23 protein-coding genes are annotated in these 25,831 nt (G+C 65.9%); 6 read left to right on the top strand and 17 right to left on the bottom strand.

Going from position 1 to position 25,831, the window contains the following annotated elements; all coding sequences use genetic code 11:
* The first annotated feature begins 42 nt into the window (after positions 1-42).
* Entirely contained in the window at positions 43-564 is a 522-nt protein-coding gene (locus ACSC1Y_RS05180) for a hypothetical protein (RefSeq protein WP_435333622.1), read from the top strand.
* Between the two features lie 207 nt (positions 565-771).
* On the opposite strand, the gene ACSC1Y_RS05175 is transcribed toward ACSC1Y_RS05180, so the two are convergent.
* The 4 genes from ACSC1Y_RS05175 to crtID all read right to left on the bottom strand — a co-directional run bounded on the left by ACSC1Y_RS05175 (position 772) and on the right by crtID (position 4,474).
* On the bottom strand, positions 772-1,119 hold the full coding sequence (locus ACSC1Y_RS05175; protein ID WP_435333621.1) for a DUF8070 family membrane protein: 348 nt from the start codon (positions 1,117-1,119) through the stop codon (positions 772-774).
* A gap of 109 nt (positions 1,120-1,228) precedes the next feature.
* A complete protein-coding gene (cruF, locus tag ACSC1Y_RS05170) occupies positions 1,229-2,116 on the bottom strand; it encodes a bisanhydrobacterioruberin hydratase (RefSeq protein ID WP_435333620.1) in 888 nt (295 codons plus the stop codon).
* Complete coding sequence (locus tag ACSC1Y_RS05165) at positions 2,109-2,987, bottom strand: prenyltransferase (protein WP_435333619.1); 879 nt, start codon at positions 2,985-2,987, stop codon at positions 2,109-2,111. The genes cruF and ACSC1Y_RS05165 overlap by 8 nt, the downstream gene beginning before the upstream one ends.
* Positions 2,987-4,474: a bifunctional phytoene desaturase/3,4-desaturase gene (gene crtID / locus ACSC1Y_RS05160; RefSeq protein ID WP_435333618.1), complete on the bottom strand. Its 1,488-nt coding sequence runs from the start codon at positions 4,472-4,474 to the stop codon at positions 2,987-2,989. Before crtID ends, ACSC1Y_RS05165 begins: the two co-directional genes overlap by 1 nt.
* A 171-nt stretch (positions 4,475-4,645) precedes the next feature.
* Here crtID and ACSC1Y_RS05155 point away from each other — a divergent pair, with 171 nt between their 5' ends.
* Together ACSC1Y_RS05155 and ACSC1Y_RS05150 are read left to right on the top strand one after the other, a co-directional pair.
* Positions 4,646-5,344: an SDR family NAD(P)-dependent oxidoreductase gene (locus ACSC1Y_RS05155; RefSeq protein ID WP_435333617.1), complete on the top strand. Its 699-nt coding sequence runs from the start codon at positions 4,646-4,648 to the stop codon at positions 5,342-5,344.
* Positions 5,345-5,437: 93 nt separating this feature from the next.
* Complete coding sequence (locus ACSC1Y_RS05150) at positions 5,438-6,331, top strand: ZIP family metal transporter (protein ID WP_435333616.1); 894 nt, start codon at positions 5,438-5,440, stop codon at positions 6,329-6,331.
* A gap of 5 nt (positions 6,332-6,336) precedes the next feature.
* Here the strand turns inward: ACSC1Y_RS05150 and ACSC1Y_RS05145 are convergent, their stop codons facing one another.
* Together ACSC1Y_RS05145 and ACSC1Y_RS05140 are read right to left on the bottom strand one after the other, a co-directional pair.
* Positions 6,337-6,645: a hypothetical protein gene (locus ACSC1Y_RS05145; protein ID WP_435333615.1), complete on the bottom strand. Its 309-nt coding sequence runs from the start codon at positions 6,643-6,645 to the stop codon at positions 6,337-6,339.
* A gap of 72 nt (positions 6,646-6,717) precedes the next feature.
* Positions 6,718-7,224 (bottom strand): YkgJ family cysteine cluster protein, encoded by a 507-nt coding sequence (locus ACSC1Y_RS05140; protein ID WP_435333614.1) that lies wholly within the window; start codon positions 7,222-7,224, stop codon positions 6,718-6,720.
* A 120-nt stretch (positions 7,225-7,344) separates the two neighbouring features.
* On the opposite strand from ACSC1Y_RS05140, the gene ACSC1Y_RS05135 reads away from it, so the two are divergent.
* Together ACSC1Y_RS05135 and ACSC1Y_RS05130 are read left to right on the top strand one after the other, a co-directional pair.
* Positions 7,345-7,950, top strand: coding sequence for a response regulator (locus ACSC1Y_RS05135; RefSeq protein WP_435333613.1), 606 nt, complete (start codon positions 7,345-7,347; stop codon positions 7,948-7,950).
* Positions 7,951-8,342: 392 nt separating this feature from the next.
* Positions 8,343-10,010 carry a bacterio-opsin activator domain-containing protein gene (locus ACSC1Y_RS05130; RefSeq protein WP_435333612.1) on the top strand — a complete coding sequence of 556 codons (1,668 nt, stop codon included), beginning with the start codon at positions 8,343-8,345 and terminating at the stop codon, positions 10,008-10,010.
* A gap of 394 nt (positions 10,011-10,404) precedes the next feature.
* Here ACSC1Y_RS05130 and ACSC1Y_RS05125 read toward each other — a convergent pair whose 3' ends face one another.
* From ACSC1Y_RS05125 to ACSC1Y_RS05075, 11 genes are all read right to left on the bottom strand, one after another.
* Positions 10,405-10,593 (bottom strand): DUF7576 family protein, encoded by a 189-nt coding sequence (locus ACSC1Y_RS05125; protein WP_435333611.1) that lies wholly within the window; start codon positions 10,591-10,593, stop codon positions 10,405-10,407.
* Between the two features lie 93 nt (positions 10,594-10,686).
* Complete coding sequence (locus ACSC1Y_RS05120; RefSeq protein ID WP_435333610.1) at positions 10,687-13,032, bottom strand: bacterio-opsin activator domain-containing protein; 2,346 nt, start codon at positions 13,030-13,032, stop codon at positions 10,687-10,689.
* A 180-nt stretch (positions 13,033-13,212) separates the two neighbouring features.
* Entirely contained in the window at positions 13,213-15,957 is a 2,745-nt protein-coding gene (gene ppc / locus ACSC1Y_RS05115; protein WP_435333609.1) for a phosphoenolpyruvate carboxylase, read from the bottom strand.
* A 92-nt stretch (positions 15,958-16,049) separates the two neighbouring features.
* On the bottom strand, positions 16,050-16,388 hold the full coding sequence (locus ACSC1Y_RS05110) for a hypothetical protein (RefSeq protein WP_435333608.1): 339 nt from the start codon (positions 16,386-16,388) through the stop codon (positions 16,050-16,052).
* Between the two features lie 105 nt (positions 16,389-16,493).
* Positions 16,494-16,817, bottom strand: coding sequence for a transcription factor S (locus ACSC1Y_RS05105; protein WP_435333607.1), 324 nt, complete (start codon positions 16,815-16,817; stop codon positions 16,494-16,496).
* Positions 16,818-16,822: 5 nt separating this feature from the next.
* Complete coding sequence (locus ACSC1Y_RS05100) at positions 16,823-17,323, bottom strand: DUF8135 domain-containing protein (protein WP_435333606.1); 501 nt, start codon at positions 17,321-17,323, stop codon at positions 16,823-16,825.
* Positions 17,320-18,183 carry a hypothetical protein gene (locus ACSC1Y_RS05095; protein ID WP_435333605.1) on the bottom strand — a complete coding sequence of 288 codons (864 nt, stop codon included), beginning with the start codon at positions 18,181-18,183 and terminating at the stop codon, positions 17,320-17,322. The genes ACSC1Y_RS05100 and ACSC1Y_RS05095 overlap by 4 nt, the downstream gene beginning before the upstream one ends.
* 56 nt (positions 18,184-18,239) lie before the next feature.
* The gene (locus tag ACSC1Y_RS05090) at positions 18,240-19,073 is read right to left on the bottom strand and encodes an RAD55 family ATPase (protein WP_435333604.1); all 834 of its coding nucleotides are present in this window, start codon (positions 19,071-19,073) and stop codon (positions 18,240-18,242) included.
* A gap of 208 nt (positions 19,074-19,281) precedes the next feature.
* Positions 19,282-20,274, bottom strand: a complete 993-nt coding sequence (locus tag ACSC1Y_RS05085; protein ID WP_435333603.1) for a beta-ribofuranosylaminobenzene 5'-phosphate synthase family protein — start codon at positions 20,272-20,274, stop codon at positions 19,282-19,284.
* A gap of 157 nt (positions 20,275-20,431) precedes the next feature.
* Positions 20,432-21,388: a glycosyltransferase gene (locus tag ACSC1Y_RS05080; protein ID WP_435333602.1), complete on the bottom strand. Its 957-nt coding sequence runs from the start codon at positions 21,386-21,388 to the stop codon at positions 20,432-20,434.
* 82 nt (positions 21,389-21,470) lie between these two features.
* A complete protein-coding gene (locus ACSC1Y_RS05075) occupies positions 21,471-23,642 on the bottom strand; it encodes a glycoside hydrolase family 15 protein (protein ID WP_435333601.1) in 2,172 nt (723 codons plus the stop codon).
* Between the two features lie 413 nt (positions 23,643-24,055).
* Here ACSC1Y_RS05075 and ilvD point away from each other — a divergent pair, with 413 nt between their 5' ends.
* Positions 24,056-25,783 (top strand): dihydroxy-acid dehydratase, encoded by a 1,728-nt coding sequence (gene ilvD / locus ACSC1Y_RS05070; RefSeq protein WP_435333600.1) that lies wholly within the window; start codon positions 24,056-24,058, stop codon positions 25,781-25,783.
* Positions 25,784-25,831: the final 48 nt, after the last annotated feature.

The following is a 25,831-nucleotide window of genomic DNA, read 5'->3' as shown; positions in this document are numbered from 1 at the left end:
AATTAAGGTGTGTGTGGATGTCGGTGAGGTGTGCCTCGAAGAATGATGGTCGTGGCTGGCGTTCTTTGCCTGGTGGTGCTGGCTGGGTGTAGCAGCTATCCGCTGGGAGACCCACCCAATCAAGAGGAACCTGCACCTGTCAAGCTAGTCAACAACGCTACAATTACCGAAACATTCGAAGTAGCCGTAGTCGATGTAGCGACGAACCTGACTGTCACTCGTGAAGACGGGGACAAGTTCAACAGTACAGTCCGTCCAGGTTCTTCTACAATTATCACCACGAGCAACAATAAATTCGTCAACATAAAATTCCCCAATTCTGCACGTGTTATCGGCCAATATACCCTCGAGCCGGGTGAGAACACGACTCTCAGCATCGACAAGGTTGCTCCAAACCAGGCAATTGTGGTCCTCGTCTACGACGAACCCGAAGAGCAATATCGCGCGATCAAGTCGCTCAGTTGCGGTGGCGCCATCACCGGGTACAAGATCGTGACCAAGGCCGGGGGAGATGATGACTGGACGCCCGGGGTACACGGGTGCAAACCCGGTTTCCCCCTCTGAGAACCGAGGCCAATCGACCCATTCTAAAGGTGAGAGGGACGAAAATTGCCGTGTTGGCGTGATGAATACACCCTCTGAGTCTACCATCTGCGCCTCGTCGGTCGTCGACAAATCTGGATTGCCAGCCCCACAGAACGTGTTCCCGAGATAGTCACCGACCGTTCCGGACTCCCAGCGAAGAACCAGCCGTCGAGTAGCGCAGGAGGCTTACTGCAATCCCGAGCTGAAGAAGGTGAGGACGACGACCGACCACAGTATCAGTCCGAACCCGTAGAGGATCATCAGGACCCCGTTGTCGAACTTCCCCGTCGTCGGCCCGACTTTCATGTCCTTGCTCATCATTTCGCTACTTCCTGCTTCTTCCGTGCCTCCAAGGCCGCCGGCGACCACCGTCCCGCCCGATGCGCCGCCGAACACTGCCAACACCACACCGATACCGGTCAACGCGACGGTGTAGAGTCCCGAGTGGGTCAGGAAGTAGACGGCACCGACCGTGATGGCTCCAGCGACTACCGTATAGATCGCGACTCCTTGCGCGAGAGCTCGGGTATCCATAGCTGCGGTTCTCGGTCTCTACTTGTAATTGTTCTGTTCATTCGTCGGGAGCTCTCGAACCGGGTCCACCGGCAGTTTCACTGGGCCGAGACCGACAGAATCGCCCGCCTCACAACCCTCGCCTGACCGCCCGAACCACCGCACTGTCACCCACCTCGAAGTCGAACCTGTCCGTCTTCAGCAGACCCACGCCGAGCCCGACCGCCAGCACCGCCGGGATCCAGTTCCCGTAGACTGCGTTGATGCCGCCCCACAACACGACGAAGCTCACCAGGTCGTCGAGCATGAAGTCACACGACTCCAGTCGGGCGAGCAGGTCGGCCCGCGAGAAGGCGACGTCGAAGGCGACGACGGCGACGGTCGCAGACAGCATCCAGCCGAGGTAGTTCGACCACGGGACGCCGTAGTAGCCGCCGACGCCGTCCGGGTGGGCGGCGTACTCCCAGAAGTTGACAGCGACGGCCCCTGGGTCGAGGACGAGGTCGGTCAGGAGGACGACGCCGACGGTCGCCAGTATGCGAACCAGTCGGTTCGCAGCCCCGTCACCGAGTAGCAGCAGGACGAGCAGGTAGGCGTTCAGGACGAGCGGGAAGAAGAACACCGGGAGGCCGAGGGGCACCTCGCCGAACAGCATCGGCCCGAGCGATATCTCGTAGTGGAACTCGCCGTAGGGCCAGCCGGTTCGAACCCCGACGAGCTCGATACCGTAGGCGTAGAGCGTGAGCAGGCCGAGACTGGCGGCGGCCCGTTTCCCGACGAGGGGGAGCACGCCCGCCACGAGTGGGAGGCGCATCACGAGGACGCCGAACAGGATGAAGAACGCGTTGTAGGCGAGCGGTTCGGGCAGGAGCCCTTCCGTGCTCGCGACGAGCGTTATCGCGCCGACGATGGGGAAGACGACCGCGATGGTGAAGCGGTGCTCGCGGACGAGGGCGTCGAGGCGGGACTCGAGCTCGGCCCTGTCGAACGACGTCGTCGACTCCTGTAGCTCAGCCATACAACATCACCCACAGCCCGCCCATCGTGAGGAGCATGCCGACGAGCGTGTTGACGACCGGGAACCACCAGTAGGCGCGGTCGACCGCCACGTCGGACAGGGCGACGCCCGCGAGGAAGACCGGGTAGACGCCGAGCAGGAGGCCGAGTCGGAGGTCGACGAGAGCGAAGGCGACCGCCGCGGCGAGCCAGACCAGCCCGCAGTAGGCGTAGGTCCGGGACTCGCCGAGCAGCGTGGCGGTCGTCTCGATGCCTGCCGCCTGGTCCGGTTCGATGTCCGGGATGGCGGAGAACGTGTGCATCGCCATCGTCCAGAGCCAGCCGCCGAGGACGGCGAGCGCGGGCGGGTACTCGCCGGCGAGGGCGGCGTAGGCGACGACGCCCGGCAGGACGTACAGCCCGTTCGAGAGCGAGTCGAGGAACGGGGTCGTCTTGAACCGGAGTGGGGGCGCACTGTACTCGACCGCGAGCAGGTAGTACGTGGCGAGTGCGACCTGTCCAGGAGCGGGAAGCACGAGGAACAGCGGGAGGCCGACGAGTCCCGAGCAGAGGATGGCCGCGTCGACCGCTCTGCTGCCGCGGTACCGGACCTCCTTCTCCTCTTTCTTCGGGTTCGCGGCGTCCACGTCGCGGTCGAACACGTCGTTGACGCCGTAGAGGAAGACGTTCGCCGGGAGCGTGAAGTACAGGAACAGAACGATGGCGACCGGCGAGAACAGCTCCGCTGGCGTGGCGGCGGCGTAGCTCACGCCCACGACGACCGGCCCGGCGAGGTAGAACCAGAACCGGGGTCGCGAGAGGCGGAGCAGGTAGCCCGGGAGCGTCTCAGCGGAGGGAAGGACGGTTCCGAGCCGACTCGCCACGTCCGTCATCACTCACCGAAATCCGACAGCACGCAGTCGGCCGTGATGTCCCCGCTGATGAGGCACATCGGGACGCCGATGCCGGGCGTGGTGTACGAGCCGGTGAAGTACAGCCCCTCGACCTTCTTCGAGCGGTGTGGGGGGCGGAACAGGGCGGTCTGACGGAGCGTGTGGGCCATCCCGAGCGCGGTTCCCCGCATCGAGTTGTACCGGTCCGCGAACTCCGAGACGGAGAACGTCTCCTCGAGGACGATGCGGTCCCGGAGGTCGACGCCGGTATGTTCTGCGACGTCGTCGAGGATGAGGTCGCGGTACCACTCCCGGGTCTCGTCGTCGTCGTCCAGGCCGGGGGCGATGGGGACCAGCGCGAACAGGTTGCTGTGGCCCTCGGGCGCGACCGAGTCGTCGGTCTTCGAGGGCACGCAGAGGTAGTACGCCGGGTTCGTCGGCCACTGCGGGTCATCGAATATCTGGCCGAAGTGTTCGTTCCACTCGGTCGGCAGTACGAGCGTGTGGTGGGCGAGTTCGTCTACGTCGCCCTCGACGCCCATGTACATGAGGAAGGCCGAGGGGGCGTAGGTGCGCGACTCCCAGTACTCCGCGTCGTACTGGCGCTTCGGCTCGTCGAGCAGTTCCTGCTCGGTGTGGGCGTAGTCGGCGTCGCTGACGACGAGGTCGGGCGTGTACTTCGCGCCCGTCGCCGTCTCGACGAGGAAGCCGCCGGCGCGACCCTTGATGGCCGTCACGGGCTGGTCGGTGACGAACTCGACGCCGAGTTCCTGGGCCATCTCGACGATGCCGTCGACCACGCCGCCGAGGCCGTTCTCGGGGTACCAGACGCCGAGGTTGAAGTCGACGTGGCTCATCAGGTTGTACAGCGCCGGCGTGTTGTTCGGCGAGCCGCCGAGGAAGACCAGCGTGTACTGCATCACCTGCTGGAGCTTCGGATGGTCGAAGTACTTCTCGACGTGGTCTTGCATCGACCCGAGCAGTGCGAGCCCGCGCGCCTGCTTCGCGACGTCCAGGTCGACGAAGTCCCGGACCGAGGCGCGGTCCTCGTAGACGAAGTGCTCCATGCCGACCTCGTAGTTCAGCTTCGACTTCTCGAGGTAGTCTTCGAGCGCGTCGCCCGCCCCCTCCTCGTAGGACTCGAACACCTGCTTCGTCCGTTCCAGGTCCCCGGTCACGTCGACCTGGTCACCGTCTTTGAAGAAGATGCGGTAGTGTGGGTCGAGCTTCTCGAGCCCGTAGTAGTCCGTCGGCGTTCGGTCGAAGTGGCCGAAGAAGCGCTCGAACACGTCGGGCATCAGGTACCAGGAGGGACCCATGTCGAAGCGGAAGCCGTCGCGTTCGAGGACCGAGGCACGACCGCCGAGCTGTTCGTTCTTCTCGATGACCGTCACCTCGGCACCCGCGTCCGCGAGATAGCAGGCCGTCGAGAGGCCGCCGAAGCCGGAGCCGACGACGAGCACCGACTGGCCGGAGAGGGAGTTCATACCACATCCTTGTGACGAGAACCGGATAAAGACGCCGGGCATCTGGTTCGGCGCGTGCGACGGTGCATCACTGGAGGGCGGCCTCTCGACCCTCAGACCGGGTGTGTCGCCGGATTCGATGGAACCGTCTGGACCGATGCGTTCCTGCGGTTGCGGTGCCAATACGTAGCCATGAACGGAACGACAGCGGTCGTCACCGGTGCGAGTCGCGGAATCGGCGAAGCAGTTGCACGCGAGTTCGCCAGACGCGGGTCACACGTCGTCTGTACCGCCCGGGAGGAGGCGGACGTGGCGGCCGTCGTCGCCGCCATCGAGGACGAGGGTGGTCACGCGACCGCCGTCCGGGCCGACGTGCGCGACGAGTTCGACGTCGAGCGTCTGTTCGAGACGGCATCCAGGGGTGGCCAGAACGGCGGCATCGACTACGTGGTCGCCTGCGCTGGGGTCTACCACGGACTCCCGGGCGAGACGCCGCTCACGGAGGAGTCGTACTCGGCGTTCGACGACCACCTGCGGACGAACGCCCGCGGCGTGTTCTCGACGGTCCGCGAAGCGCTACCGCACCTGAACGAGGGTGCTCGCGTGCTGGTGCCGACGGGAGCGGTCGCCCGCGAGGCGAAACCCGGACTCGGTTCGTACGCCGTCTCCAAGGCCGCTGCGGAGGCTATCGTCCGTGGATTCGCCGTCGACAGCGAGTTCACCGTCGGGCTGGTCGATCCCGGGAAGGTCGCCACCGACCTCTCCGGCGAGGGTGGCCGTGACCCGGCGGACGTGGCTCCGATGTTCGTCTGGGCCGCGACGGACTGTCCCGCTGGCGACCTCGACGGACGGGTCGTGGGCCTGCGTGAGTGGAAGGCTTCGACGCGCTGAGAGGGTAAACCTCGCCGGGCTGAGGGGGGACTCGCCCGGCCGTGACCACCGACCGAACCAGTTATTAAGGTCGTTATTGTAGTTACTAACAAGATGGGTACCACAGAGTACGTTTCTAACAAGCTGGGCGGGGGTGTCTCCTCCGTCGGTCTCGGAGCCACCGCGCTCCTCGTCGCGCTCTCGGTCGGGGCGTTCGTCTCGGCCGAATCCACGGACGCGCTGAAACCGGTCGGTATCGCGTGGGTCGCGTTCACAGTCATGGCGGTCGCCATCCCGCTGGGCGTCCGCGCCCGTGACCAGCACGCGAAGGCGCTGGTCTGGGGCTACGGCCTCGCCTCGGGTGCGATGGTCGTGAGTGCGGCGATGTTCCTGCTGCCGCAGGCGTTCGGCCTCGCACAGCAGGCAGCGAACCCAGGCGTCGGGATGAAGTACGCCGGCGTGGGCGTCGCGGCGGGCCTGCTGGTCGGCTTCGGCTCGCACACCATCGGCCACCGGTTCGCCCACATCGACGTCGGCTTCGACCACACGGCCGTCGAACTCACGGCGCACGCGCTCGCCGCAGGGGCCATCATCGGTATCGTCTACGGGACGATGCCGCCGCTGGGAATCGGCCTCGGACTCGCGATCGTCTCGCACAAAGGTCCCGCGGGCTATGCGGCGGCTCGACGCCTCGCCGCGAACGGGAAGGACGCTTCTGTCCTCCTGTTGCCGGCGGCGGGCGTCGGTCTGACGGCCATCCCGGCGAGCTTCCTCGACCTCTCCGGCGACCCGCTCCTCACGGCGGCCGTCTTCGGCTTCGCGGCGGGCGTCTTCCTCCACGTTGCGATGGACTTCCTGCCGAAGTGTGAACTCGGGGGGGAAGTCTACGAGGTCGCCCAGGTCTCGGACAACGCGCACCACCTGCTCGACCGCCTCCGCTACCACGCGGTCGGCAGCACCTTCCTGGGCGGTGGCGTCGTCTTCGTGGCGTGGCTGCTCGTCGGCTGAGCCTGTCAGCTCTCGTCCGACTCGAGGTGGTTCTCCGCCCACTCGGACAGCGATTCCCAGCCGGTCTTCTCGCCGACGGACTCGATGGCTTCTCCGAGCGTCTCCCCTGGACGTAGCTCGCGGTCCGTCCCTTCGACGAACGTGTGTTCCTCGCGCTCTTCGTCGACCTCCGTGGTGAAGAACATCGACGAGTTCGGCTGGTAGAACACGTTCATCCCCTTGTTGAGGACGCCGACGTGTTCGACGTCATCCCGCGGGTTGTCACCGGTCGGCCAGTCCGACTCGTCGCTGAAGCTGGCGTTCGTAGGTGGCATTCGAGTCATGGTCGGTCGCCATCTTGGGGTTCTGTTCCTGGCCGGGAGAATGGCCGACCTAGCCCAGTTTGGCTACAGCTCCACGTCGCTCGTCGGGTCCTCTATCTCCCACAACACCTCGGGGAGGAACGCGTCGAGGTTGTCGACGACCTTCCGTTCCGAGACGTCGAGCCCCTCGCAGTGCTCGTGGGCGGTGTCGCGGATGTCGACGTGGATGTCTCCGTCTTCGACCGTCACCGCGAGGGGGAAGACGGAACAGCGTGCGGGCTTCCAGTCGTGTTCGAGGTGGAGCGAGCAAAGCCCGTCCTCTCGGAGGAAGTAGCAAGCACGGCCGTCCTCGTCGACGTGTTCGTCGCGGTCTTTCTCCTCTGTCCGGACGAAGTCGTGACCGCGGAACTCGGTAGTCGATTCGTTGAGGTTCGCCCGTTCCGCGAGCTCGAAGAAGTCCGGTTCGTACAGCAGGACACCGTGGGTACAACACCACGTACAATCGTCGATACACTCGAACGTCAGGTCCGGGTCGAAGTCGACGACGGCCTCTCGGCCGGGATGGACCTCGACGCGAAGACCGTCGCTCATCGGAACGACCTCCGGGCTGGAGGCTGATAGGCGCGGCGGTCTGGTGTGGCCTAGAAGCTTAGGCGAGGGTAATTCGAGGGTCTGTATATAACTGTCATCAACTACTGGCCAACGTGATCTATGCTCGAAACGGACTCCCCATCGACGGTCGGCAGCGATGACCGACCGACCGTCCTCGCCGTCGACGACGACCGCGACCTCGCAGAGACGTACAAGCTCTGGCTCTGCGAAGAGTACGAGGTACGCATCGCGAACGGCGGATCTGCGGCTCTCGAGCACTACGGACCCGACGTCGACGTCGTGTTGCTGGACCGGCGGATGCCCTCTATGTCGGGCGACGAGGTCCTCAGGCGGCTTCGTGACCGCGACCCGACTGCCCGCGTCGCGATGGTGACTGCCGTCGAACCCGAGATGAGCGTGGTGGAGATGTCCTTCGACGACTACCTCGTCAAGCCGGTCGACCGGGGAGCGGTCCAGAACACCGTCGACGACCTGCTCGCACTCCGCGAATTCGACGAGCAGGTACAGGAGTACTACTCGATGTGCTCGACGCTCGCGGTGCTGGAAGCTGCGCGCGAGTCGAGTTCGTCACCACCGCCAGCGGAGCTGGTCGAACTCCGCGACCGAGTCGCAGATTACCGCGAGACCATCGAGATGCGCGCTGACGAGTTACACGAGCTCGAAACGTTCGACGGTCTCTCTCTCGCATCCGAGGGCATGTATTAATCTTGGTCCGGGATCTCCCGGACACTTATATCAAACTGTCTTAGAAACGGTACCGTTTATCCGACGAAACCACCAGACTCAGGTGAGTAAACCTCCGGTTTGGGACGGGTCGGGTACGATGCATTTAACGTGCTAGAGAATGGATATTGCCCAAGACTATGGTCGCCGACTACAGGGTTCTCTATCTCTCCACAGGGAGAGAACGGCAGCCACCAGCAGCTGGTGGCGAGGGGTGGTCCGTCTCCGTTTCTACGGCGCAGTCGGTCACCTCACTCGGCGACCGACTGGACGCTGGTGGCTTCGATTGCGTCGTCGCTGGCGAGGCATTCGAACCCAACGACAATACCAGACGGTTACGTTCACTCCGCAGCGAACACGCTGACATCCCGTTCGTGTTCCTGCGGCGGGACGACGACAGCGGGGGACCGGAGCCGTTCCCCGATGCGGCCGTCCACCGACTCGCTCCGGGCCAGCCAGTCAACCTCGCGGAGGTCGTTCGGACGGCAACCGACGACCAGACGTCGTCAGCCGAGGCCTTCGTCGCCGTCGACGAGGACTGCCGTGTCGACTACCTCGACGAACGGGCTGCGTCACTGTTCGAGACGACCCTCGAGGAGGCTCGAGGAGAGGACGTGGAAACGGTCCTCTCGCCCCGTCCCGGGTCGACCGTTCGAGAGTGGGCCGAGCGAGCGGTCGACAGGGGGTCCCCTGAATCGTTCGTCCTCTACCTGGGCCGCTCCGAGCGTCGGTACGCATCCCGGGTGGTCCCTGGAGAGAGTGGCTGTTCGGTGTTCCTCGTCGATGCCGGTGCTCGGCCGGCGGCCGAACGGCAGCGAGACCGCCTGGCACATCTCACTCAGCTCAACTCGGTCGTCCACGGAATCAACGAGGCGCTGGCCGCCGCGGCGAGCAAACAGGAGATAGAGCAACTCGTCTGTGACGGATTGCAGGAATCTCCACTCTTCTCGTACGTCTGGCTCGGCCGCCATCGTGCGTCGACGGGCGAGCTCGACCCCACTGCCACCGCTGGTAATACCGACTACGCGGAGCAGATATCGGTGTCCACGGGCACCGATGATTACGGTTCCGGCCCCGGCGGGAACGCGGTACGGAAGGGGTCGGTTCAGGTGGTCGACGACATCCGCGACGCACCTGAGTTCGAACCGTGGCGAGAACGAGCACTCGCGGCCGGCTTCCGATCGTCCGCATCCGTCCCGGCGACGTTCAAGGGGACGACCTACGCCGTCGTCAACGTCTACGCCCCCGAGCCGAACGTGTTCACCGACGAGGTCGTGGACTCACTCTCGCAGCTGGGTTCGGTACTCGGGCTCGCGTACAGTTCGACGGAACGACGTGCGGCCCTCATCGCCGACCAGGCGATTGAGCTCAAACTCAAGATCAAAGACCCGTCGAACCAGTTCTTCCAGGCCATCGACCAGACTGGCGTCTCGATGACCATCGAGGGTGCGACCGCCGTCGACGACCACACGTTCACCTACTACGCGTCGGTGCAGGATCTCTCGGACCCGGCCGCGTTCGAGGCGGCCATCGAGGACGTCGACTGGGTCGAAACCATCGCCATCATCGACCAGAACGACGACGAGTACACGGTCGCGACGACCATCGCAGACCCGCCGGTATCCACGATGATCGCTGAACACGGTGGAACGGTCAGAGAGCTGTCCTTCGAGGGGGACGCCTGCTACGTACAGGTGGAGCTCCCACGGTCCAGTTCGATCCGGACGGTCGTCGATGTCGTCGACGCTCGCTTCGACTCCGTACAGCTGCTCGCGAAGCGCGAGCACGAACGTCCGGAACGCCGTATCGTGGAGTTCCGCTCCACCCTGGAACAGAAGCTGACCGAACGACAGCGTGAGGTCATCGAGACGGCGATGCACGCCGGGTACTTCGAGTGGCCTCGTCGCAACGACGCCGAGGAGATCGCGGCCACGCTGAACATCTCGTCGCCGACCTTCCACGAGCATCTACGAGCGGCCCAGCTCAAACTACTCACGGACCTGTTCGAGACGCGGACCGAGTACGTACGGGACGTGGAGTAGTCCGCGTCCTAACCTCGTAGGCGACATCACCTTGTGCTGTACACGTGTAGGCTCCGATGTCGGGAGTTTCCCGACCTTAGGCACCCCACCACATCCACCACCTGCCGACGGCGTCCTTCGCACTGGAAGGATGCCCGAGCCATCTCTCTTGGCGGTTCAGTTCCCGCCTGTTCGACGGCTGTCTCCGAAGACGGTCGTCACTCTTGCACTGCATTCGAGCCGTGGCCGTCACTCACCGACCGGTCGGCGCCAGCATCCACTCGCCGAAATTCGGACCGAGAATCGCCGTGTCACGGCGGAGTAAGGGGGGAACCTCCGCCGCTCGCGCTCGGTGATGCTGTACGCCGGTTTCGCCCGTCTACCTCCTCGCCCGGGTGACCCGTGACCGACCGACTCAGTCTTCCCACTCGTCCCGGCAGTCCTCGCTGCAGAACGAGAGGATTTCGATGCTGCCTTCCTCGCCGGTCTGCGTGGCTGCTGGGTGCCACTCGGTCGTCTCGACCGGGTCCCCGCACACCTCACAGCTCGCGTCTGCTACGGGTTCCGTCTCGGTTGGAACGTTGTTGGTGTCTGCAGGGTCCATTGTTCACACCTGCTCGTAGCACCTCCACCCGTCTAAGGTTTGCACCTATCTGTGTAACGCCTGCGCCGACAGACAGTCTATACATATAAATTATCAATTTCCGAACAGCATCTCGAACAGCTTGCGTTCGCTCGCGCGAAGGTGTCTATTGACCGTTGGCTGGGTGACGCCGAGCGACTCGGCGATCTCCTTTCCGGTGGTCTCTCGCGGCCACTCGAAGTAGCCACGTTCGTACGCTTGCAACAACGTCTGCAGCTGCTTTTCCGTCAGTTGTTCTTCGAGTGCGGCACGGAACTCGCGCTTCGTGCGCGTGGGTCTATCGACGGTCCGCCGGGCGAGTAGAGAGGGCGGTGTGAAGTGCTCGCTCGCGTACTGCATGAACTCCCGGACGTCGAATTCGTGTGGCAGCTCGACGGTCGTCGTGAGCGTCGGCGGGTCGGCGTCGGCAGACCGGACGACGACGCCGAAGTCCCCGACGACCATCGAGATGGTCCGACCACTCACGCGAAGTTCGTAGAGTGCCGTCTCGTCGTCGCCCGAGACCGCTTCGACCGCATCGATACCGACGAGCGACGCTGCGGCCGCTTCGACTGCGTCTGTCCGGTCGGTCGGGACCGAACAGTAGACGAACAGCCCGTCGTCGTCCGTCGGGACGAAGCCGTCGTACACGAGCCGAGCACCGCTCTGCTCGGCGAGCTGGAACAGGACGGTGTCGGGCTGTTCGAACTCGAGTTCGAGGCTGGTGATGCGGTCCGACAGGAGAGCCCGGCGGGTCTCGAGGGCGGTGAGCGAGTGGCCGATCGCCTCACCGAGGTCTACGAGTATCGGCTCCATCGCTCCGTCGAACGCGTCGGCTACCTCCGCGTACAGCGTGAGTATCCCGTGGTCGATGTTGCGGTACGTGAGCGGAACGCTGGCGACGGAGTGGAGTCCACGTGATAGCGCAGCTCGACGCCATTCGGCCCCCTGGATGTCCGCGCCGACGTCCGAGACGACCGTCAGTTCGCCGCTGGCCGCGGTCCGAGCGGATGGTTCGTTATCGTCGAACCCCATCGAGTCCAGATAGCCCTCTTCGGGACCGGCCCACGTCCGAACGGTCAACTCGTCCGCCTGGTCGGCGACACCGACCCAGACGAACACGAACTCGTCGAACGAGACGAGTGCCTCGCACACCCGTTGCTCGAGCTCTTCGCGTGTGCGAGACCGGACGATACGCGTGGTTACGTCCCTGAGGAGTGTGGTGACGTTCGAGAGATGGTCCGCCCGCTCCGACAGCGTGTCGAGACGCTGCTCGGCGGCATCGAGTTGCTCTCTTGCCTCGATACGGTCGAACGCGGCGGTGGCCGTGCGCGCGAACGGTCCGGCCAGCTCGAGTGACGATTCCGTGTGGAAGCCGTTCTCCGCGGCCACACAGACGCCACGGTCGCCCATCGCGACGGCCTTCCCGGCGGTCGCGTCCCCGGTACACAGCGACGCGACCGCCTCGGTGTCGAGTATCGCCTCGTTCGAGAAGAACGCCTCCGTGACCGGGTTCTCGTCCCCCAGCTGGACCGAGGGCGGGTCGTCGAACAGCTGACCGCCGGTCGCGACCGGGGTGAGTGCGCGCGTCTCATCGTCGTACAGATAGAGGGCGACGCTCGGCCCTCCGTCCAGCGTCGCGATCGTGTCGGCGACGATCCGACAGACCTCACTCGGCCGGTCGACCGTCGCCAGCGATTCGGCTATCTCGCCGAGGGCCTGCAGCGCGTTCGCTTCAGCGGGACGGCGGGACACTTCGCGGACGGTCGCGACGACGCCACCGTCTGCCGTCCGGCGGAGCGACCCGTCCGCCCTGAGGGGGGTCCCGTCTCGGCGGCGCGTCGCCACCTCACCGTGCCACGCGTGCCCCGTCTCTGAGATTCGAGCCAGCAACTCCTTGGAGTCTCGGTCGTCGTCGGCGAGCGTCTCCCACTCGGCTCCCTCCAGCTCGACGGCCTCGTAGCCGAAGTTCTCGGCGAACGGTTCGTTGACGTAGGTGAACCGTCCCCGTTCGTCGAGGGTACAGACCGGGTCGACCCGCTCTGCGTTTCGTTCGGTGAGGTCGTCCTTCCGCTCGACGTGGAGGGTCACCAGTGAGCGTCTGGCCGGGGCCGTCGGTGCAGAGAGCACTGCGTTGACCGGGGCGGGCAGCGTGCCATCCGGTTCGGTCTCTCCGAAGAAGATGACGGGGACCTCTGGTGCCCGGTCGTGGAGGGTCGCTGTGAGGCTCGCACCGTCGCGCTCGCCCTCGAGGACCGCGGCCGTCACGATACACTCGACGGCGTCACCACCTTCGTGGACGCGGTCGAGAGCGGCCTCGGCCGTCTGCGCCGCCAGGACTGGGATGCCGGCGGCTCGTTCGAGGTCGCCAGCCCACTCGTCCGCTTTCGGGTCGGCCAGTACGACGAACGCATCAGCCATGTGCGTCCCCACCCCGACGTGTCCCTCTCTCTGCACAGTTAGTCTGCCGTCGCTCCATTGTACCCATGTGGCGAGAGTGAATTCTCTACGGCGAGTAAGCAGAGAGGGGTATTTATTGTTGGCCCCACATTGTTCGGGGGTGACCGCCCGACCGCCTGGGTCATCAGAGGCGGACGGAGTTCATCCGGTGTTCTTCATGCCTGCCGCGATACCCTTCACCGTGAGCCGGAGCGTCCGTTCCTCGGCCGGCGTCCGGTGGGTCTGGTCCAGCAGTCGCGTCTGGAGCAGGTTCAACGGGTCGACGTAGGGATTCCGTCGGTCGAGGCTCTGACCGAACCACTCGCGGACGTACAGCTCGTCCCGACCGGCGATGCTGGTGACGAGGTCGACTGCACGGTCGTACTCGGCCTCGATACGCGGGAAGAACCGTTCACGGAGCTCCGGGTCGGCCAGGGCGGCGTAGTGCTCGGTCACGTCGAGGTCGGTCCGGGCGAGCGCGAGTGCAGCGTTGTCCAGCGTCGTCCGGAAGAACGGCCACGAGGTGTACATCTCGCGCAGCGTGTCGAGATCGCCGCCCGCGTCGAGGTACGCGTCGAGCCCGGTCGCCAGTGCGTACCAGCCGGGGAGGATACAGCGCGACTGGGTCCACGAGAACACCCACGGAATCGCCCGAAGATCCTCGACGGTTCGTTCGCCGGAGCGAGAGGCGGGACGCGAGCCGAGGTTCAGCTCCTCGATGACGGTGATGGGCGTCGCCTGCTCGAAGTAGGGGACGAACCCGTCGCTCTCGAGCAGGTCGCGGTACTCGGCACGGGCCGCGTCGGCCATCGTCTCCATGGCGGCCTGCCACGTCTCGGGCACCGCCTCCTCTGGCGTCTCGATGGCCTGCTTCCTGGCGCGAAGCTGTGCGTTCAGCATCTGCTCGATGTTGCGCTTGGCGACGCGGGGGTTCGCGTACTTCTCGGCGATAGCCTCGCCCTGCTCGGTGAACTTCACCTGACCCGTCACGGACTGGTTCGGCAGGGCGAGCAGCGCTTCGTTCATGGGGCCGCCACCGCGAGAGATGGAGCCGCCACGGCCGTGGAACAGCCGGAGTTTGACGCCGTAGTCGGAACAGACGTCGGCGAGCGCTCGCTGGTTCTCGTAGAGCGACCAGTTGGCCGCGAGGAAGCCGTTCTCCTTGTTCGAGTCGGAGTAGCCGAGCATTATCTCCTGGGTGCCGAGGAGGCCGTCGCCCGCGGCCTCGTGGTTCTCGCCACCCGCATCACCGGGGCGGCCGCCGCGAGCCGCCAGTGCGGCCGCGTACGCCTCGTTCTCGAACAGGGTCCCCAGAATCCGTCGCGCACCGGAGAGGGCGCTCTCCGTCTCCAGCAGCGGTACCACGTCGAGTCCACTGTATTCGGGCAGTTCGACGACGCCCGCCTGGTCCGCGAGGAAGAGCACCTCGAGCACGTGCGACGGCTCCTCGGTCATCGAGATTGCGTAGGTGTCGACCGCCTGTGCGCCGTACTCGGCCTGCCAGTCGGCGAGGTTGTCGAACAGCGTGAGGACGCGACCGGACGTCTCCGACAGGCCGTCGGTGTCTCCCACGTCGACGATAGGCTCGTCCTGCAGGATGGCCTCGGTGAGGAGTTCGACGCGTTCGTCTTCGGACTTCTCGCGGTAGTCGACGCCGCTTCTTGCGAGCGCCTCCGCCACGGCGGCCGTGTGATTCTCCTGGTGGTCCCGGAGGTCGAGGCTGGCGAGCGAGAAGCCGAACGTCTCGACCGTCCGCCGAACCGGGTCGAGCTGGGAATCGACCACGGCTTCCCCGTCGTTCGCCGCCAGACTCGCCGCCAGCACGTCCAGGTCGGCCACGAGGTCGTCGGCGGACTCGTAGCCACCAGGACGCACGTCCGTCACGCGGTCGAGCTTCGCGCGCATCAGCTTCAGCTTCTGGCGGTAGGGTTCGTCCGGATAGCGCTCTCGAGCCGCGGCTGCGACGCCGGGAAGTCGCTCTCTGTCCGCCGCCAGCGATTCTTCGAACTCCTCGCCGACGTCGACGCGGTCGCCGTCCTGGCTGACGATTCCGGACAGGGACTTCAACCTCTCCCGGTAGCGCTCGAGCACGACGCTGCGCTGGCGTTCCAGCGTCTCGCTCGTGACCTCGGGTGTGACGTACGGATTCCCGTCCCGGTCGCTCCCCGCCCACGAGCGGAACTCGAACAGCTTCGCCACGTCGAGGTCGTCGAACTCGTCGCCAAGTGCGTCTTCGAGGTCGTCGTACACCTCGCCGACCACGTCGAACAGCGTGTTCTCCAGGTACCACTGGACGTTGCGCGCCTCGTCGGTCGGATGCGGGCGACGCTCGCGGACCTGCGGCGTCTGCCACAGGCTCGTTACCTCTGCCGCGAGGTCGCGTTCGATCCGCTCCTCGTCCCGGTCGGTGAGCCGGCGTTCGTCGAGCGTCTCGAGGTGGCCCGCGACCGACCGGAGCTTCGCCTTCACCGTCTTCCGACGCGCCTCGGTGGGATGGGCGGTGAACGTCGGCTCGACGAGCACGTCGTCGAGAACCTGCTGGACGGTTCCGGGGTCGGCCTCGGCGAGCGCGTCGACGGCTCCCTCGATGCCGTCTTCGAGGTCGCCAGCCTGCTGGCCACGTCGGACCTGCCTGACGCGCTCGCGCTCCTCCGCGAGGTTGATGAGTTCGAAGTAGGTCGTGAAGGCTCGCGCGACGACCCGCTGGAGCTCCGGAGTCAGCACGTCGAGTTCGTGTTCGAGCGATGCGCGAGACTCTCGTTCGCCGCGTCGGTAGTCGATCGCCTCCGTCCGTACCGTCTCGACCGTCTCGAAGGCAGCGCTGGAGGCTTGCGATTCCAGTACGTCGCCGAGGAGTGCGCCTAGCTCCCGGACGTCCTGTCGCACGTCCCTGTCGTGCAATGACATGCCATCACGTTCGGTGTGGTGACTCATAACACCCGGGCACCGTGGGAAAAATTGCCACTCGGTTCGTAGTAAATGGAGTGGGGCCGCCGCGTTCAGTAGTCGCCGTCGAGACCGTCGTTCGGGAAGCACTCGCCGAGGTCGTGAATCATATCGATCGCCTCGGTCTTGGTCTCCGTGTCGATGCTGTCGAGCGTCTCTATCTCGTCGAGAGCGCGTCTCAGCAGGGGCAGACTGAGTCGCTGGTCGATGTGACAGACCGGGAGATACAGGTCGTCGAAGTCCTCCGGCGGGATGTCCGAGGTCGAGAGCAGAAAGTAGTCGTCGATGTCGGCCATGTCGTCCATGGGGAAATCCTCGAACTGGTACGGCATGTCGGGGGATTCCTTCGTGGCACCCCGAATCGACGGCACGTGCAACGTATAGTCGGGCATTACACTTCTCACTCCGGGGGGGACACTGAAAGACGTTGGACTCGTTGGGTATAGCAGTACGATCGGTTCCCCGCGGCTAATTGTAGCCGCGCCACTTCCCCGCGGCTAATTGTAGCCGCGCCACTTCTTCCCACACTCGGTACACTTGAAGAAGCGCGTCGGCGGCTCGTCCGCGGAGGCCGTCTGCTGGATGTAGTACCACGCCTTCTGGGTGCCGCACTCGTCGCAGGTTACGTCCGTCGCGGTCGGCTTCCCCTCGAACTCGGCGTTCTCCTCCGTCTCGATGACCTCGCTGTCGGCCTGTTCCTCCGTGGTCACGAAGTCGGCCTCGTCGTCGCGGTTCCGCGCCTCGGTCGCACCGCACGAGCCACAGACCCAGTCGTCGTCCTGTGCTTTCATCATCGAACCGCAGTCGTCACAGAATTGCATGGTGTTCAGACGTCCTCGAGTCGTTCGTCCTCTAGCACCTTCGGGCAGTTAGAGACTTCGAACTGGTCGACGTCGACCGCCCGACGAATCTTCGTACCTTCGTGGCCGCAGCGAACCACCGGTGGAGCCGAGAAGTACTCACAGCCCTGGCAGTACTTCCGCTTCTTGATGGTGCGCAGAAACTGCTCGGCGGCGACGTCGCCGTCTGCCGGACGCTCCTCGGTCACCTGTTCCCACAGGACCTCCGAATCGATCTCGCCGACGTCGACCGATTCGAACAGACCGTCGAACGACTCGTCCCGGTCACGTTCGTCGACGTCCGACGCGAGGTCTCGGAGCGGTCCGGCTCGCTCGCGGCTCTCATCCGAGTCGCCGACGGGCGGTGCCTCGAGCTCCGGTACCGACTCCTCCTCGTCCCCGGGGGACTCGAGCGACGGTCTGCTCTCCGTCTCGTCGTCGCCGAGAAGGTCGTCTCGAAGGTTCGAGAGCGGCTCGTCGTCGGTCATCGTCGGTCACCGCCGTCAGCGCCGCCGCCACTGTCGTCCGACAGGAACTCCGCTTCGAGGTCAGCCTCCATCGGCTTCGCAGACCCTTCGGGGAGCGCCGGCGGATCGCCGGTCGACAGCCGGTGGGAGCCGAACGGTCCGAACGTGCTTTTTGGAACCACATCGCTGAACGTGCTTGCGCAGTGCGGACAGGTCGGCTCCGAGAGGAGCGCGACGGTCACGGGCGTCTCGCACTCGTCGCACCGTGCGCGTTCGACCCCGGCACGGTTGGCTGCCAGCTGGAGTGCCTCGGCTTCGGCTCGCCGCGCTTCGGCTGCCGCGAGCCGGTCGACGCTCCCGCGGACGTCCACGAGGACGCGAGCGAGCGTGGTCACCTTCTCGTCGAGGTCGTCGGTTGTCTCGACGAGGTACGTTACGATGTCCTCGTAGTTCTCGAACCCGGCGGCGAGGTCGTCTTGGACGGTGTCGAGGTCTGCCCTCAATCCGTCGACGTCGTCAGCGAGTGCTGACAGCTCCTCGACCCGGTCTGCCAGTTCGTCGTGGCTGTGGTCGGCCGGTGCCTTCTCGTCGGTCTCGACCTTCACCTGGATGACCCGCTCGCGAACGTCCTCGACGAGTTCCATGAACTCCTCGCGCTGCGCGGCGAGTCTGTCGTCGAGCGGGTCGTGTTCGGACTCGAACAGTGCAGCCACCTCGCCGTCGTTCTCGGCCGACAGCTCGGCGACGGTCCGGTATGCGGAGAGCAGTTGCTGTACTAGCTCGTCCGGGTCTGTCCCCTGCTCGGCCGCACGCTCACGCACCCACTCACCGAGTTCAGGCGGGAGCCGTACCGAAAGGTTCACCTGCTCCTCGCTCGCCATTCAGCCGGAGTTGGGGTGGTGCACCCTTAAGGATTGTCGCCGAACAGACTCCTTCCTCACCGGATTTTCCGCACGTTACTTATGTCGAACCCGCCGTCGTGCAGTTCCGTCTCGAACTGGACGATGTTCTCGTCTTCGAGCCGAGAGAGGACGCCCCGGAACTGTTTGACGACGAGTGTGCGTGCTCGTTCGGAGCCACCGACCTCCCACTCGAAGAAGAGCGAGCCGTCGACTCCGTCGAGCAGTCGCCCGAGCTGCTGTTCGGTCAGGGCTTCCTCGTTCACGAGCAGGAGGATGAGCCCGCCCCAGCGGTACGACGCCTTCTTCAGGCCCTTCATCAGGAGTGCTATCTGGCTCCAGTCCATCTGCTCTTCGGCAGCGCTGAGCAGGTCCGTCACCGAGTCGAGGACGACGAGGCTCCCTGTCGCGTTCTCGTTGAGGTACTCCCCGAGGGCGTCGAGCGTGCTTCGTCGGTCGCGGTCACCGAGCGAGGTTATGTCTCGCGTCCGGTCGGCGTACCACTCTCTCGGCACCTGCGAGAGCTGGAAGTACTGCTGGGAGAGGTCCGCGAATTGGACGGACTCGGTCCCCTCGCGGACGAGTTCGTCGTCCATCGAGTAGCGCATCTCCTCGACCAGCGCCTCGCGTTCCGTGGTGAACGAGATGTAGTGTATCTCCTCGGGAACGGTGGCCTTGCTGTGCAGACTCCCGTAGTAGAGGTCGAACAGCTCGGGGTTGGTCTTCGCGAGGCCGTTCATGGCGATGCTCGTGTAGACGAATTCGCGTGCGCCAGCCCCTACCTCGCCGACGAGCAACACCACGCTCCCGGGTGGTGCGCCTCCGCCGATCATCGAATCGAGTCGCGACACACCCATCGGCAGCCGGTCCATACCCCGGCAGTCGTCGCGGGTGGTGGTAACGGTTACGGCGGCCGTTCCCCGTCTCACACGCCGAGGGTTCAAATAGTAGCGAGCGGCCACGGTCGGCGTGCTGTGACCTTCGTCGCGCGAGGGGCAGCGGTCGTACGGCGAGTCCTCGCGCGAACGCCGACACTCGCCGTCTGTTCGCCAGAAATCGCAAGAAACGACGACAGTCCGGTCAGCGAAGCTCGGCGTCGGCCGGCGTGGCCGCCTCGACCCGAACGCCCTCGGACGCAAGCGAGCAGACGCGCACGTCGCCCGGCACGCCAGCCTCGTCGAGCGCCCGTCGGGCGGCGTCGCGAGCTTCGTCCGCTCGGGCCTCGTCGGTCAGCCCGTAGACCGTCGGCCCCCACGACGACTGGCCCGCACCGGCGACCGACGAATCGGCTCCGAGTTCCGCGACGATGGTCCCGACCGGTGGACGGAACACTCCGCCCTGCTCGTCGGCGTACCAGGAGCCGTTCTGCAGTTCTATCTCTGAGATCGCCCGTCCGAAAGCGTCGAGGTCACCGGTCGCCGCTGCCGGCAGAAGTCGGCGAGTGACGACGCCAGCTATCTCGTTGGCGACCGCTGGTTCGGCCCGTTCGACCACTGAGCGCATGCTCTCGTTCTCCCGGTCGCCGCTTCGCCCCGCAGGGACGTCCGGAATCGCAAGCACCACACGCCAGTCGTCGGGCAGGTCGTGCCGTGCCGCGACCGACGGGACCGTCCACTCGCCGTCGGCCGGCGGCTCGGTCGTGAACCGCTCCGTCGGATGGCCGGCGTCGAGGACGAAGCCACCGGACTCGAACGTCGCGACGCCGACCCCGGAGCGGCCGCCACGGCCGAGCTGCGGCGCGAGCGCCCGCACGTCTATCGGCTTCTCGTAGGCTCGGGCGACGGCGACGAGCGTCGCGAGCGCCAGCTGGGTCCCACTCCCGAGGCCGACGTGCCGGGGGAGGTCGTCGAGCACGCGAACGTCGGCCCCAGGTAGGTCCAGCACGTCGAGAACGCGTTCCGCGTACGGTCGGACGTCCGGGTCCGGACAGCGAAGCGTCTCCGCACGCGTCGCCTCGACGCGGACGCGGGGCTCGGCGAGCCCGACGCCGATACCGCCGTAGAGCCGGTCGTGCGCGAGTGAGAGGTTCTGAAAGCCGACGTGGAGACGCGCACCGGTCGAGACGACTGCCATAGACGCATCTACGGGGGACGGTCGGAAACGGTTGCGGCGGTGGCAACGGTATCCGGTGTCGGCACGGGCAGCCGCGCGATGGCCCTGGGCGTCGGCAGGGACAGCTGTAGCACCTGACGTCGGCAGGAACGGCTGTGCCGGCCCGGCCGTGCCGACCTTAGAGATGTTCGAGGATGTACTCCGCAGCGGCGGTATCGCCGTTCTCGAACTCGGGCTCCTCGGGCGGGTTCCGGACCGCACGAGCGACGTGGGGGATGGAGTGTTCGACCTGGAAGCCGGCGACGCCCGCCTTCTCGATGACGCGGGAGACGCCGTGCTGTTCGTCGGTGAACGGCCAGATGACGCACGGTGTTCCGGCGACGGCGGCTTCCATCACGGTCGAGTAGCCGGAGCAGACGACCACGTCGGCCGCCTCGAGGAAGGGGAGCATCGACGGGACCGACTCCCAGTCGCCGTCACCGACCAGCGTCACGTCGTGGCCGTCGTCGGTGAGCCGGTTCTCGAGGGCTTCGAACCCGTCGGAGTAGTGACTCGGGACGAGCAGCGCGTCCATCGGCTCCGGCTCGACCTCGCCGGTTCCCTCCAGCGCGATCGGCGGGATGTGGGTGACGCCGACCGGGTCGTCGTCGCAGGCGGGCCAGACCGACGGGTAGAGGAACTGTTCGCCGGCCCGGAGCTGGAAGCGGGTGAGCAGCCAGGTGAAGACCTCCTCGACGACGGCGTCGTAGAAGTGCGGCGAGTTGTGCGTGAGCACGTGGAGGGGGGTGTCCGTCAGGTCCGCAGCCATCGCGGCGAACATGTCGTCGGTGACGATAGCGTCTGGCTCGAGCCGGCGGAGCCAGAGCGCGTAGTCCAGCACGCGTTTGCCACTCATCGGGACGCTGTGGGTGATGACGCGGAGCAGGTTCCCACCGTCCTGATAGTCCCCGATGTAGTCGACCACGGCGGGGACGAACTCCTCGTAGCCCTGGAGTTCGACGAACTTCTGGCCGGGGCCGCCACCCGCGAGGTGGACGGTCGCACCCTCGGCTTCCAGGGCCTGTGCCACCGCGAGCATACGTGTCGCGTGTCCGGCTCCTTCGGGGTAGTGAGCGACGGCGACGACGGGGTCCATGGAGTGGAGTCATCTCCCGGCGCGCAAGAAGTTTTTGAATCCCGAGGGGACGGCCTGGAGATGAACGGGCGAGACCCGACGTTCAGGACGAGGGCGCGTAGCCGAACGGTGCGCCGCGAGCGTGGCTCTCGGTGAGGAGGACGAACATCGCCTGCGACCAGTTGAGGTGACTGTTCCAGCGCACGTTCCCGCTGCCGTCGACGCGCTCGGGAAGCAGGCCACCGGCGGTTCGCCAGTTCTCCGCGTGCGTGAAGACGTAGTCGCTCACGGCGTTCGCATCGAGGCCGTTCTGCCACCGGACCACGTCGGCGTACGCCTCGCAGAGCGGCCAGCCGCCGTCTTCCGGGGAGTCGGTCGGCGTGTAGTCGTCACCGGGATAGCGGTCGAGACACGGCGTGTTATCGGCGGTCCACTCGGAATCGCTGGCCTTGGAGACGGTCGAGTCCATCTCCGGCGAGTCTGCGGCCTTGACGTTCCACGGCCAGTGAGCCATGAACGCGGCGGCATCGGGCCGCTGGTCGGGCGCGGGCTCGCCCGCGGGCGTGGAGTCCCACTCGGGCTTGTCACAGGTGACGTAGTGGTCGCCGAGGTAGGCGCCGGTCTTGTAGCAGTAGGTGTCGAGGTTGCTCGCCCAGGTATCGGCCATCGAGCGGCAGTCGCCGGCGAACGTGGTGTCTCCCTTCGAGTCGGCCATCTCTGCCATGCAGCGGAGCCCGGCGATAGCCGAGGCTGCGCCCTCGGTCGTGTGACCCCAGTTCTCCTCCCACGGGTCGTTGTGCTTCTTCGGGAAGCCGTAGCCGTTGTCAAAGCCGAGCAAGAACTCGGCCGCCAGCTTCGACATGGCGTAGTGGTCGTCGAGAATCGTCGAGGTACTCGACCCGCCGTCTATCTCCCGCCAGCAGAGCCAGTGCGCATAGATGGGCCCGCCGACCTGGTCGAGCTGGAGCATCTCCCAGTTCGCGGCACCGTCGATGTAGTAGTTCTGCCACCAGGTTCCCTTCCGGTTGATGCTCGTGCCTGTCGGGTCGTCGTGGTAGGTATCCGTCTTTATCTGGACGTCGTCGAGGAACTGCAGCGCGGCAGTCGCCTCGGCGTCGGCACCGGCGGCGAGCCACGACTGGATCATGATGGTCTGGTCGCGCGGCCAGACGTAGGTGTACTGGTCGTCGTGGGGTTCGAACAGGCCGGCGACGGTCGGCCCGGCCGGGTCCTGCGTGGACTTCATCGCCGTCAGCGAGAGCTCGTACATCTCGTCCGCGGTCGTGTCGCCGGTCGGCGCACTGGCCACGCCCGCGTGCCAGTTCGACCACTCGGTGTCGAAGCGGCTCTTCTCGGTCGCGTAGCCGTTGTCCAGCGTGGTCGTCGCGTTCGCGATGGCCTCGGACTCGCTGGTACCGAAGCCGACGACGGTCTCCCACGTCACCTTGGTGTCGTTCGCCACGTAGAGGCCGACGCCGGTGTCGACGTTCCCGCTGTTCGACGTGTTCTCGGAGATGTAGCCGTCGTTCTCGACGTAGATGTCCTGCCAGGCGCTCCGGTCCGCGCCGGAGGTCGTCCCCTCCAGGCCGATTCGGTGCCCGTCGAACGTCTTCTTGCCCGTCGAGGGCCGATGTTGCGCGTACGCGAGGTACCACATCCCGTCGGTTGCCACGACGAACTCGTAGCCGTTGGCGGATTTGATGTACGCGTCGTCGCCCGCCCCGGCGCTGTCGTTGTCGTCGAGGCTCGGATTGACGAGCGTGAACAGGGTGTGCTCGTTCGCGGTGTCGAACTGCACCTCGTTCTGGATGCAGAGTGCGGGTCTGTCGGGACTGACGAGTACGTCCTGGTAGAGGTCGGCCCAGTAGCCCGAGGAGAACTGGAACCAGTTGTGGACGTGGAGCTCCGGGACCTGCGACGACTCGTAGGAGACCTCGCTGCCGGCCGCGTCGTTCCGGACGTCGAGCGTCTCCCCGAGGTCGGCGTCCCACAGCATCGTGTGGACGTCGCGTATCTGCTCGATGTCGAAACGGTTCGCGACGACCTCCTCGATGAGGGTCCCGTAGCTCCCGCCCTGTCCGTACGAGGGATACTGGTTGACCGACGCCGCCACTGCTCCTGCACCGGTCGGTGCGCCCGTCACCGCGTCCTTGTCGCTGTCCGCGAAGTCGGTCCCGGCTGCGACCGGTGTCGAGACGCTGGAGAGGAGACCCGCACTGGCCACTGCTGCACTACTCGCCTTCAGGAAGGTCCGTCGCGTGTGCTCGTTGTCCATGGTGATAGCCAACAATCACGATGAACGGGTACATCATGATAAATGCAACTCCTATACGAGTGAATGGTCGGGGATGCGGGGAGTCGCACGAGGAGGCCATCCTCCCGGCATGGCGCACGCTGAGCCGACCATCGAACTCGGTGAGATGGTCGGCTCGACATCGTGCGAGGGATGAGCAAGACGGAACGGAGTGAAGTCTTGTGAATCGGCTGGGGAGGGTGTGGGCGGGGCTGTTTCTATCGAATCGTGATTCGAAAACTGCTCGTCTCACTGCCTGGTTCGCAGAACGAAAGCTGGACCGTTCCCGCTCACGTTCGCTTCGAACCCACATGAGCGCACTTCCCACACCACGTTCGCCAGCAACATCTGTCCCGTCGGGGGGACTTAAGAAGCCGCGTGGCCACCTCCCGCACATGAGCGACCGACACGAGAAACCGGAGCACCTCCGAAGCCGCGAGGTGACGGAGGGACCGGAGCGAGCCCCGCACCGGGCGATGTTCCGCGCGATGGGCTACGACGACGCCGACCTGTCTTCGCCGATGATCGGCGTCGCGAACCCCGCCGCGGACGTCACGCCCTGCAACGTCCACCTCGACGACGTGGCCGGAGCCGCCATCGAGGGCGTCGAGGACGCGGAGGGGATGCCCATCGAGTTCGGCACCATCACCATCTCCGACGCCATCTCGATGGGGACCGAGGGGATGCGCGCCAGCCTCATCTCGCGCGAGGTCATCGCGGATTCCGTCGAGCTCGTCTCCTTCGGCGAGCGACTCGACGCCCTCGTCACCGTCGCGGGCTGCGACAAGAACCTGCCCGGGATGCTGATGGCCTCCATCCGCACCGACCTCCCCTCCGTCTTCCTCTACGGCGGCTCCATCATGCCCGGCGAACACGAGGGCCGCGAGGTGACGGTCCAGAACGTCTTCGAGGGCGTCGGCGCGGTCGCCTCCGGCGAGATGACCGAGGAGGAACTCGACGACCTGGAGCGCCACGCCTGCCCCGGCGCCGGCTCCTGCGGCGGGATGTTCACGGCGAACACGATGGCCTCCATCTCCGAGGCGCTGGGCATGGCCCCGCTCGGGAGCGCCAGCCCGCCCGCCGAGGACGAGGAACGGTACGAGGTCGCCCGACGCGCTGGCGAGCTCGCCCTCGACGTGGTCGAAGAAGACCGCCGTCCGTCAGAAATCCTCTCGAAGGAGAGCTTCGAGAACGCCATCGCACTCCAGGTCGCCATCGGCGGCTCGACCAACGCGGTGCTGCACCTGCTCGCCCTCGCCGCGGAGGCGGGCATCGACCTCTCCATCGAGGAGTTCGACGCCATCTCCAAGCGGACGCCGAAGATCGCCGACCTTCAGCCCGGCGGCACGAAGGTCATGAACGACCTGCACGAGGTCGGCGGCGTCCCGGTCGTCCTCCGCCGCCTGCTCGAGGGCGGCTACCTCCACGGCGACGCGAAGACCGTCACCGGCCGGACCATGGCCGAGGAGCTCGCCCACCTCGAATCGGAGGGCGAGATTCCCGCCGACGAGGACATCGACGTCGACTTCCTCTACTCCGTCGACGAACCGCTCCACGAGGAGGGCGCCATCAAGATCCTCACGGGCAACCTGGCACCCGACGGGGCGGTCCTCAAGGTCACCGGCGAGGACAACTTCCACCACGAGGGCCCCGTCCGCGTCTTCGAGAGCGAGGAGGACGCGATGCGCTACGTCCAGGAGGGCAACCTCGAATCGGGCGACGTCCTCGCCATCCGGAACGAGGGCCCACGCGGCGGACCCGGCATGCGCGAGATGCTCGGCGTCACGGCCGCAGTGGTCGGCGCGGGCCACGAGGACGACGTGGCCCTCCTGACCGACGGCCGGTTCTCCGGTGCGACCCGCGGCCCGATGGTCGGCCACGTCGCCCCCGAGTCCTACGTCGGCGGCCCAATCGGCGCGCTCGAAGACGGCGACGTCGTCACGGTCGACATCCCGAACCGCGAGCTATCGGTCGACCTCTCCGACGACGAAATCGAGGAGCGACTCGATGCCCGCGAGGAGCCCGAACCGAACTACACCTCCGGCGTGCTCGCGAAGTACGGCCGCGACTTCGGCTCGGCGGCGAACGGCGCGGTGACGAACCCGGCCGTGAAGCGGGACTGAGGCAGACTCCTTTCTGTTCGACGTGCGGTTTCACAGCCAGTCTGGCGC

This window comes from Haloarchaeobius lipolyticus, from assembly GCF_051208015.1.
Classification (GTDB): Archaea; Halobacteriota; Halobacteria; order Halobacteriales; family Natrialbaceae; genus Haloarchaeobius.
This window is presented reverse-complemented; position numbering and strand designations above follow the sequence as displayed.

Excerpts from the sequence above, each read along its gene's own strand:
- cruF (WP_435333620.1), bottom strand. The coding sequence starts at position 2,116 with ATGGCTGAGCTACAGGAGTCGACGACGTCGTTCGACAGGGCCGAGCTC.
- crtID (WP_435333618.1), bottom strand. The coding sequence starts at position 4,474 with ATGAACTCCCTCTCCGGCCAGTCGGTGCTCGTCGTCGGCTCCGGCTTC.
- ACSC1Y_RS05080 (WP_435333602.1), bottom strand. The coding sequence starts at position 21,388 with ATGGACCCCGTCGTCGCCGTCGCTCACTACCCCGAAGGAGCCGGACAC.
- ACSC1Y_RS05105 (WP_435333607.1), bottom strand. The coding sequence starts at position 16,817 with ATGCAATTCTGTGACGACTGCGGTTCGATGATGAAAGCACAGGACGAC.
- ACSC1Y_RS05085 (WP_435333603.1), bottom strand. The coding sequence starts at position 20,274 with ATGGCAGTCGTCTCGACCGGTGCGCGTCTCCACGTCGGCTTTCAGAAC.
- ilvD (WP_435333600.1), top strand. The coding sequence starts at position 24,056 with ATGAGCGACCGACACGAGAAACCGGAGCACCTCCGAAGCCGCGAGGTG.
- ACSC1Y_RS05140 (WP_435333614.1), bottom strand. The coding sequence starts at position 7,224 with ATGAGCGACGGTCTTCGCGTCGAGGTCCATCCCGGCCGAGAGGCCGTC.
- ACSC1Y_RS05110 (WP_435333608.1), bottom strand. The coding sequence starts at position 16,388 with ATGCCCGACTATACGTTGCACGTGCCGTCGATTCGGGGTGCCACGAAG.
- ACSC1Y_RS05165 (WP_435333619.1), bottom strand. The coding sequence starts at position 2,987 with ATGACGGACGTGGCGAGTCGGCTCGGAACCGTCCTTCCCTCCGCTGAG.
- ACSC1Y_RS05150 (WP_435333616.1), top strand. The coding sequence starts at position 5,438 with ATGGGTACCACAGAGTACGTTTCTAACAAGCTGGGCGGGGGTGTCTCC.
- ACSC1Y_RS05075 (WP_435333601.1), bottom strand. The coding sequence starts at position 23,642 with ATGGACAACGAGCACACGCGACGGACCTTCCTGAAGGCGAGTAGTGCA.
- ACSC1Y_RS05120 (WP_435333610.1), bottom strand. The coding sequence starts at position 13,032 with ATGGCTGATGCGTTCGTCGTACTGGCCGACCCGAAAGCGGACGAGTGG.
- ACSC1Y_RS05090 (WP_435333604.1), bottom strand. The coding sequence starts at position 19,073 with ATGGACCGGCTGCCGATGGGTGTGTCGCGACTCGATTCGATGATCGGC.
- ACSC1Y_RS05155 (WP_435333617.1), top strand. The coding sequence starts at position 4,646 with ATGAACGGAACGACAGCGGTCGTCACCGGTGCGAGTCGCGGAATCGGC.
- ACSC1Y_RS05175 (WP_435333621.1), bottom strand. The coding sequence starts at position 1,119 with ATGGATACCCGAGCTCTCGCGCAAGGAGTCGCGATCTATACGGTAGTC.
- ACSC1Y_RS05095 (WP_435333605.1), bottom strand. The coding sequence starts at position 18,183 with ATGGCGAGCGAGGAGCAGGTGAACCTTTCGGTACGGCTCCCGCCTGAA.
- ppc (WP_435333609.1), bottom strand. The coding sequence starts at position 15,957 with ATGTCATTGCACGACAGGGACGTGCGACAGGACGTCCGGGAGCTAGGC.
- ACSC1Y_RS05100 (WP_435333606.1), bottom strand. The coding sequence starts at position 17,323 with ATGACCGACGACGAGCCGCTCTCGAACCTTCGAGACGACCTTCTCGGC.
- ACSC1Y_RS05135 (WP_435333613.1), top strand. The coding sequence starts at position 7,345 with ATGCTCGAAACGGACTCCCCATCGACGGTCGGCAGCGATGACCGACCG.
- ACSC1Y_RS05145 (WP_435333615.1), bottom strand. The coding sequence starts at position 6,645 with ATGCCACCTACGAACGCCAGCTTCAGCGACGAGTCGGACTGGCCGACC.
- ACSC1Y_RS05125 (WP_435333611.1), bottom strand. The coding sequence starts at position 10,593 with ATGGACCCTGCAGACACCAACAACGTTCCAACCGAGACGGAACCCGTA.
- ACSC1Y_RS05180 (WP_435333622.1), top strand. The coding sequence starts at position 43 with ATGATGGTCGTGGCTGGCGTTCTTTGCCTGGTGGTGCTGGCTGGGTGT.